We start from the raw sequence: 9106 nt of genomic DNA on the forward strand, positions 1-9106 counted from the left end.
TTTCTTCGTCGGGCCGGGAGAGGCGCGCTTGCAAATCCTCTACCGGCAATGCCGCCGGATCGGATTCGCGCATATCGAGGTTTACCGCGCGCCACACGCGTTTGCCGTTTTGTTCAAAGAGATAATGCCCGGCCGTGGTCGTTCCTGAGAAGGTGGATTGCCCGGCATTTTCCAATTCGTGTTTGCTGCCATCCGGGCGAGTGATGGTGATCCCGTGCTCGGGCGCAAATTCATCGCTGAGCAAAATCGGCTGGCCGACGTAGGTCGCGGCCTTCTGCGGCTCCGCACGGCGAACATACCCAATCCATTGATGCAGCAAAGGCACAAAGATGCCGCGCATCGGCAAATTGCCGCTGCTCAAATCAATCGTCGACGTCCACAACAAAACCCGGCCTCTGCCCACGCCAAGTTCGAGCAACGCCGGCGTCCCATCTTCGAAACCCGCGATTCGGATTGCTGCTGTTTTGGCTTGGGTTTGATAATGTGTCGTTACGGCTATCGAACTGGGATCCCCGTTTGCCGGGTCTCGAAAAATTGTGAAGATGGGATGGGCAAAATCAATCTCTGTCAATGCCACCTGCTCACGGCTGCGGGAGGCCGCGCCGGTAATCGTCCCCGGCAGAAGATCCGCGAGAAAATGGTTGAATGTTTCATTCGGCGGCTTGTTACCCAGGGCGATAAAAAGGCCGCCGCCATTCTGCACATATGCCGCCAGTTTTTGCGCGGCGTTGTTGCTCACCCCGCTCACGCCGGCCAGCACGATTGCAGAGAATTCCTCGGAGATGAGCGCTTCGATGGCGTTGGGCGAGGTGCGCGTCACGCTATATCCGGAGCCGGGCAATTCGAGGGCATGCTGCAGAAAAAATTCCGCATTGCTGTCACCAATGGCAAGCAGCACGCGATGTTTGCCCAAGGTCTTGGGTGCAAGATAAAAACGATTATCGGCCGGCAAATCATCAACCGCCGCAGCGATTTCAAAATAAACCGTTGGTGCGGTGGCAGTGCCCAATTCTGCTGTCGTGAACGGTATTGTTTGTTCTTCGCCGGCTGAGAGGGTAATACGTTGTGTCATGCCCGGACGCGCTCTTTGCGCACCGGAAACCAGCCGCACTTCAATTTCTTGTTTCATATCGGCAAAATTGCGCACGCGGCAGAGATATGAAAGCCGGCCTTCGCGCTCAACGCGCTCGCCCTCGAGCACGGCCACGTTTTGCCAGCGCGGCGTGACGGCAACCGGGAGGCAATCCGCGGTGCTGTTTAATGTGAGATTGCCGAGCGGCAGGTTGGTCGCTTGCAAATCCGAAATGAGATAAATGCGCCGGCGGCGCACGGGCGACTGTTGCAATAGGTTGTCGGCAAATTGAATGGCCTCGCGCAAGTTGCTGGCGGCTTGCTGTTGTTGCGCACGCGCCAGCGCTGCCAGCGCCTGGCTGGGCGCAGCATTTTCCGCCAACACTTCGAGCGCAGCGCCGGCAGTGATGACGGAGATTTGATCGGCTTCACCGGCGCTCTGGATAATCTCAGTGGCCGAGGAGACAGCATTTTGAAAATGCCGGGCGGCGGCCATGCTCGCGGAAACATCGATCACGAGCGCAAGCGCTTGGGAATCCTGGCCGAGCACACGACTGCCTTTTTCGCCCACCAACAGCGGTCGCGCAAACGCCAGGCCCAACAATGCCAATGCCAGAATGCGCATCGCCAGTAACAAAATTTGTTTCAGCTTTTGGCGCCGCAGCAAATGCGCCGGAGTTTTGTTGAGAAAGCGCATCGCGGCAAAAAACACGGTTTCCGCCCGGTTGCGATGGATCAAATGAATGATGATCGGAACCGCGGCCGCACCGGCGCCGATGAAGAGATAGGGCGTTGTGAGAAAATCGAGCATGAGAATAAGACGTTCGTCTATATTTTTTGACTGCGTGATGCGAGATAGGCGTGCAGCGCAAAATCAAGCGGCTGCGAGCTGCGCAGCAGGGTGTAGTCAATGCGATTGACGCCGCATAAGCGTTTCAATTCAGTTTGATGCGCTTGCAGGTTTTGCAAATACGCCTCGCGCAGGGCCTGCGGCATGCCGAGCAGCGCCGTCTCGTTTTCCAGGCCGACGAAGCGCGTGAGACGATTGAAATCAAAATTCAACTCGAAATCATCCATAACCTGAAAAGCCAGCACATCATGGCCGCGAAAGCGCAGATGTTCGAAGGCATTTGCCAGCGGCTTGAGATCGCAAAAGAAATCGCTGATCAGCACCACCATGCCTTTGCGCTTCATGCCTTCGGCAATTTGATGCAGAACTTTGACATTGCTTGTCCGGCTAGTGCCAACGGCCAGCGTTTCCAGCTCGCGCAACATGTTGAGCAAATGCCCGGGGCGGAATTTTGCCGGAATTTGCAGGCGAATGTCCTCATCGAACGCCACCATGCCGAGCGCATCGCGCTGCTGGAAAATGAAATACGCGAGCGAGGCTGCGAGATAACGCGCGTAATCGAATTTGCTCACGCGCGCCTGCGCCTCCCGCCGAAGCGCGGCGCCGCTGGTGCCGGCCATGCTGCCGGAAAGATCGAGCAGAATATTGCATTGCAAATTCGTTTCGTCTTCATATTGCTTGACATAATACCGGTCGCTGCGCCCAAACACTTTCCAGTCGATATGCCGCGGATCGTCGCCGGGTGTGTATTGGCGATATTCCGCAAATTCGATGCTGAAGCCGGTATACGGGCTGCGGTGCAGGCCGCTGAGAAAACCTTCGACCACGGTGCGCGCGCGCAGGTCCATGCCTTTGATGCGCGAGAGAATCTCCGGATCGATGAAGCGTAATGTCGGGCGAGGCGCCATAGCAATATCGTCTTGATAACTTTCCCACACCGATTTTCAGACAAACTGAAAATCGAAGCTTTTCGAGCAGCCTTGAGGACATCGCCCACAAAAGTAGAGCTGCCACAGAAAAACCTTTTCTGTGGGATTTCATTTCAATGGGCGAAAAACTTCCAGAATTTCATTCTGATTTTGAGCGCCCTATGGCCTATATCTCAAACCGCGAATCAATGCATTAGCGTATATTCGCGTGTATTCGCGGTTTCATAGTTGAAAATCGAATTGTGTTGAGCGCTGCCAGGCTTAATTCATTCCGCCGGCAGCAGGAACCGTTTTTGCAAATCTTCAAAATGATGTTGGCTCACGACGCGATAATGCGGGTGATAAAGCTCTTCAAAGGTTGCACTGTGATGGCCGATAATCTCTCCTCTTTCCAATTTTTGCTGCAGCAGGTTTTTATCTTCGTCAAAATTGGAAATCGCGAGGTTCATGTCCTCAATTACAGATTCGATCATCTGCCATTCCTGGCGCCATTCTTCCAGCGCAGGCGGCTTTGCCGCGTTGGCGCTTTGCACAAAGGCTTCCAAACAAGCCTCTGCCGGAATGATGCCTTCTTTGACCAGTTTAAGATTCAGGCGATAAAATTGCCTGCGCTCGCCAACCGGCTGCCACAACACGGAATCAAATGCGACGCTGTTCTGCAATTCGGCCTCCAAATAACGCCGCGCCGCTTCGCGATCCGGGATCATGTGGCCGGGGCCAAAAGCGCCCTGAAAAAAGGATTTGTACAGATCGATGAGCGTGGCGCGCGGATGCACGCGCAACTCCTCGTGCACCGCTTGCCGGATCAGAGATTTACGCTTTTCATTGGAAAAGCAGCCGGCCACGAGAGCAGTATAAATCATCAAACCCAATATGACGGGCCGCGTTTTTGCCGGGGGCATCAGGATAAACCGGATTTGGGCGTTGGCGTCAATTCCAACAAGCGCTTGATAATATCCTCTGCTTTGACTTTTTCCGATTCCGCGAAGAAATTGGTGAGCACACGATGGCGCAACACCGGCAGCGCAAGCGCTTGAATGTCTTTCACTGACACGTTGACCCGGCCGCGCAACACCGCGCGCGCCTTGCTGCCGAGAATGAGATATTGCGAAGCGCGCAAGCCGGCTCCCCAATTCACCCAATTTTTCACAAAATCCGGCGCGTTTGGCGTTGTCGGGCGCGTGGCGCGCACGAGTTGCACAGCATAGCGGGCCACTTCCTGCGAAACAAAAACCTTGCGCACCAGGGATTGAAACGCGCGCACCTCCGGGCCGCTCACCACTTGTTTCAGCGTCGGGTTGAGATTGCCCGTCGTTGTGGTTGCCACTTGCACCTCGTGCTCTTCCGGGAGATAATCCATCACTAGATTGAACATGAAGCGGTCGAGCTGGGCTTCGGGCAGCGGATACGTTCCTTCCAACTCAATCGGGTTTTGTGTGGCTAGCACAAAAAACGGCTCTTCGAGATGATAGGTTACGCCGCCGGCAGTGATGTGATGCTCTTGCATGGCTTCCAGCAAAGCCGCCTGCGTTTTGGGCGGCGTGCGGTTGATCTCGTCCGCCAAAATGATGTTGGCAAAAAGCGGCCCTTTGATGAATTTCATAATGCGTTTGCCGGTGGTACGATCTTCCTCGATCACATCGATGCCGGTAATGTCCGCGGGCATCAAATCCGGCGTGAATTGAATGCGCTTGAAATCAAGATCGAGAATCGTGGCAAGTGTGCGAATCAACAGCGTTTTGGCCAGGCCCGGCACGCCGGTAATGAGGCAATGTCCGCCGGTGAACAAGGCAATCATAACCAACTCGATGGTTTCATCCTGGCCGATGATGAGTTTGCGGATTTCGGTCAGAATGGCGTCGCGCGCTTGTTGCAAACGCTCGGTGAGTTGATTGTCGTCGAAAGTTTCGGGAGAAGTTTTGGGATCCATGTCAGATGGTTCGTTTTGAGGTTTTGTTCATGAGCCGGACTGGGTGCAGGCCCTGCCGAAACGTCGTGCATGCGTTCACCGAAGCCCGCTTCGCTTATTCATTAATGGGTCATGGCATAAATAACATAATTGATGCCCAGCCGATGTCCGACCAGGGAATACTTCTTGGGATATTTGGGATCAGCCGAATGTTCCCAGCTATCGCCGATGTCGACATTGAAATTTACCAGGACCATCAGACGGTTCTTGTCATCAAAAAAGCCCCAGCATTGCGGCTCGATGCCATCGGATTCGTAGGTTGTGCCGCGAATAACAGGCCCAAGCCCCGGAACCGGCGGCGGCGCCTGATCGAAATCGAAGTAACAATGAAACACCGGATGATCCGGCCGCAAGCGCACGGGTTGGCGATCGGGGAACACTTTGCCAAATTCATACAAAAAATTTTCCCATTGCGCGGTTCCGTGAAAATCATCGATCATCAAGAAGCCGCCGCGCAAACACCATTCGCGCAGGGAATCGGCTTCTGCTTGCGAAAGCTGCATGTAGCCGACTTCCAGGATATAGGCGAACGAATGATCGAAAAGCTGCGGATCGGTTAATCCGACGGCCAACGCTTGATCGGTGGCGGGCAGTTTCGTCACTTCTTCGAAGACGCTGATGAAATTTTCCTCGGCGGTGGGGTAATCGACTTCCCAGCTATCCCACATTTGAAAACGAAGGCGGAAGCCGTAAGAAAATTTGCCGGAATTGTATTTGATGCGCACGAAGGTGAAGGCCTCCGGTTGCAGCGTTTGCGCCGGAACCGGCTCGGGCAAGTTTATGAGCAACGTCAACGCGAGAAGATACAGCAAAATTTTTTTCATATGCAAGGCTCATCAAAGACGCGGCACAGACGCGACGGCAGGCCGTTGTCCGTGCAATAAATTCAGCTTCACTGATCAATGCGTCATCGCATAAATCAAATAATTAATGCCAAGCTTGAAGGCTTCGGTCGAGAATTCGCGGTCGGTTTCCGGCCATTCCCAGCCGTCGCCGATGTCGTTATTGTAATTGATGAGAGCCATCATGCGGCCTTCGGAGTCAAAGATGGCATAATAATGCGGCGTCAGGCCCCAGTAGGGCGAATGCAGGCCCAACTCGGTGAAATCAAAAAAACAATGAAACACCGGATGATCAAGCTCCAGCAACTGCGGCGCCTCCGGCACGATGCGTTGCATTTGCCGGACAAAATTGCTCCATTCGAAGTCACTGCGAAAGTCATCAACGATCAAAAAGCCGCCACGCTTCAAATATTCGCTCAAGAATTTGGCTTCTTCCTCGTCCGGCGTCCAATAACCTACTTCACAAATATAAAGCAAGGGAAAATCAAAAATCGCTTCGTCACGCAGCGAGAGAACTTTGTTCTCGAACGTAATGGGCAAAGTCGTCAAGGCATCGAGTGCGACGTAAAGATTTTGTTCGGCGGTGGGATAATCGTGCGCCCACAGCGGGCCTCTGCCGCCAAAACCGCGCCCGAAACCGGTGCGCCCGCCCTCCCATTCGATACGCACGAAGGAGAAGGCCATGGCATCAGGCGTGTGGCCGTTGGATTTGCCGTTCGCAGGCTCCGGGGTTTGCGCCTGGCTGCTGAACGCTGCCAGACCCAACATGAGCCATGTCACACAAAGGCATTTCATTGTTCTTTGCCAAGTCATGAAAGGCGCCCTCGGCGGCAATCAGATTTTCATCTCTTGAGCAGGACGAATTTGCTTTTTCGGTAAGCCTGCTCAAACCGCGAATTGGCGCGAATAAACGCTAATTTTTCATGTTCTTCATTTGCGCTTACCCTTGCCACGTTGCAGCTTGTCACATTGGGTTTCAAGAAATCAAAATTTAATCTCAAGTAACCTCTTGAGGCGTTTGATCTATTCCACCGCGCGCAATAAAATTTCTTGTGCGCGTTCGTAGTCCGCAGCGATTTCGAGGGCCAGGCGGGCGTGTTTGCGCGCCAAGTCGCGTTTGCCGAGACGAAGGTAAGCTTCGGCGAGGGCGCAATACGCGTTGGCGCGATCCGGCGGCTGCATACCGAGCACGGCGGCAAAAGCAGGCAGAGCTTTGGCCGGCTGGCGCAGAGCCAGGTAAAGTTCGCCGAGCTGGCGTTGCCGTTTCAGGTCATAAGGATAAATTGCCAGAGCGCGCGCCAGGGCACGCGCGGCATTAGCGCTATCTTTGCGCGCAAGCTGCCAGTCCGTCAATTTTAACGCAGCCTCAAGCGCTTCGCCGTTGCGACTGGTGAGAAACTCCAGTTCCGCGACGGCCTCGGCCTGGCGGCCTTGCTGCCAATACAGATCTGCCAGCACGAGGTAAGGATTATCCTGGCCGACATGAGCTGGCAACAAGGCTTTTGCCTGCTTCAGATATTTTTCAGCTTCTCCGGCCTGTTTGTTTTCTGCAAGGTACTTGCCATAGAGCAAAGCTGCGAAATAATTATTTGGCTCATTTTCGGCAAGCGCGCGCAGCGCTTCGCCATCTTTGGCCGGCGGGGTGTTGCGCTGCTGGCCGAATAGTTTACCGATGATTTTGTCGGAAGATTTCGCGGCTTGCAGCTCCGTTTGCACGCGCTCCGGTTGAAACTTTTCACGCAAAAAGAGCCGGAAGTTTTGATCGAACTCCGCGCTGGTTTGCTGAAAAACCAGTTTGATGGCCTCTTCAGTTTTCTTGCCCTGTTTGAAATGCGGCAAAAGCGCAAGCACTTTTTCAAAACCAAAACGCTGCGCCAGGTATTCGACGATCTGCGAGGCTTGATAATATGCCAGCGAGACCAGTTCGGGCCGGCGTGTGAAACCTTCATCCAGGTCGCTGAGAGAAAAAACATAGTCGCCGCGCAACGCGCGAATCATGGCCAGTTCCATATTCATGCCCCACTCGCTGCGCGCTTGCGCCGCCTCATAAACCGCCAAACCTTCGGCAAACGAACGCGGGATGCGATTGTTGGTCAACTCCAAATGCATGACATGCGCAATTTCGTGCCACAGCGTTTCCTGCCAGTTGAAGTCGCCGCGATCACGCGCGCGCGGCGAATTCATGGTGACCAACGGGCCGAAGCAGATGCCCAAAAAGTATTGCGCGCCCGGCAGCCCGAAACAGCGCACGGCAAAATCATCATGTTTGGGAAAAATTTCGACCGTGATGGGCAAAGCCGGGGTGACGCGGTAGCGCGGCGCCATGGCCTGATATGCGGCTTCACACAAGGCAGCGGCTTCCGCGCCAATGATCGGACGATCATCGCGATGCAAACGGATCAAAAAATGCGCGGTGCGAATGGTGTCATACTTGACGTATTCATCGAAGAGATTCAGCAAATTGACGGTGGGCACATTGAACGGATCGTGTTTGTATGCGATTTCAAGCAGCCGTTTTGCTTCTTGATCCTGCCCGAGGCGGGAAAGGCTCGTGCCTAACCCCGCCACCGCTGTCCAATTTTCCGCATCCAACTCCACCGCGCGGCGATAGTATTGCACGGATTCTTTAAACAGATAACGCCGCGCCGCATCTTCTGCGAGCCGGATTAATACGGAAGGATCGTTGGGATTGAGCGCCGCGGCCTGCGCAATGATTTGCGTGACTTCAGCCGCCTCTTGTTTGCGATCCGCCAACACCGCCTTCAGCGCGAGCGCCGAAGCGAACTGCGGAAACGATTGCAACACTTTTGTGACATGCCCGGCAGCTTCGGTTTCTTGATTCGCCGCCAGCAAGAGTTCGGCAACCTGTGTGCGCGCCGCAGGCGATTGAGGATTTTGGGCGAGAATTTCTTGAGTTTTCTCCAGCGCGGCGCTCAAATTGTTTGCCGCTTGCGCCCGCGCCAAACCCAGCAACGCCGGGACGCATGTCGGATTTTGTTGCAGCGCCTCACTGAAAACCGAAGCGGCCTCGCCGTCATTATATTTTTCGAGAAAGAGTTCGCCCCAGGGAAGATAAAGCAGCCAATTGTGCGGTTCCTGCTTTACGGCTTTCTCAAACAAGCGATTGGCGTCATGGAACCGTTCGAGATAAATGCAGGCGCGCGCCACCAACGCAATCTCGGCGGCTGCGGGCGAGGGCGCTGTGCGATAGAATTGCAGCAGCGCTTCAAAACCGCGGCGCGCTTCCACGCGTTCGCCGAAATGCCATTGCAGCAGGGCATGATAAAATTGGCTGGGAAGATATTGCGGGGAAAGCTGACGGGCCGCGGCAAAGTTGTCGCGCGCCGCGCGCTGTTCGCCCAGGAATAAATTCAGTTCGCCGAGGCGTTGCCGCAGTTTTGCCTCCGGCGTTGCAGCCAGCGCCTGTGTGAGCAAGGCGCGGCTT

Annotated in this window: 7 protein-coding genes; all 7 read right to left on the reverse strand. The window is 54.7% G+C overall.

The window, feature by feature from the left end:
• A partial coding sequence (locus tag FBQ85_21330) for a VWA domain-containing protein (GenBank protein ID MDL1877680.1) occupies positions 1–1882 on the reverse strand: 1882 nt, incomplete at its 3' end.
• Between the two features lie 17 nt (positions 1883–1899).
• Positions 1900–2829 carry a DUF58 domain-containing protein gene (locus FBQ85_21335; protein MDL1877681.1) on the reverse strand — a complete coding sequence of 310 codons (930 nt, stop codon included), beginning with the start codon at positions 2827–2829 and terminating at the stop codon, positions 1900–1902.
• Positions 2830–3116: 287 nt separating this feature from the next.
• Positions 3117–3713, reverse strand: a complete 597-nt coding sequence (locus FBQ85_21340; GenBank protein ID MDL1877682.1) for a hypothetical protein — start codon at positions 3711–3713, stop codon at positions 3117–3119.
• A 38-nt stretch (positions 3714–3751) separates the two neighbouring features.
• Entirely contained in the window at positions 3752–4780 is a 1029-nt protein-coding gene (locus FBQ85_21345; protein ID MDL1877683.1) for a MoxR family ATPase, read from the reverse strand.
• Positions 4781–4881: 101 nt separating this feature from the next.
• Complete coding sequence (locus FBQ85_21350; GenBank protein MDL1877684.1) at positions 4882–5643, reverse strand: DUF4159 domain-containing protein; 762 nt, start codon at positions 5641–5643, stop codon at positions 4882–4884.
• A gap of 75 nt (positions 5644–5718) precedes the next feature.
• Positions 5719–6474, reverse strand: a complete 756-nt coding sequence (locus FBQ85_21355; protein ID MDL1877685.1) for a DUF4159 domain-containing protein — start codon at positions 6472–6474, stop codon at positions 5719–5721.
• A 210-nt stretch (positions 6475–6684) separates the two neighbouring features.
• Positions 6685–9106 (reverse strand): tetratricopeptide repeat protein (locus FBQ85_21360; protein ID MDL1877686.1); only part of this gene is annotated, 2422 nt, incomplete at its 5' end.

The sequence above is a fragment of the Cytophagia bacterium CHB2 genome, assembly GCA_030263535.1.
Lineage (GTDB): Bacteria > Zhuqueibacterota > Zhuqueibacteria > Zhuqueibacterales > Zhuqueibacteraceae > Coneutiohabitans.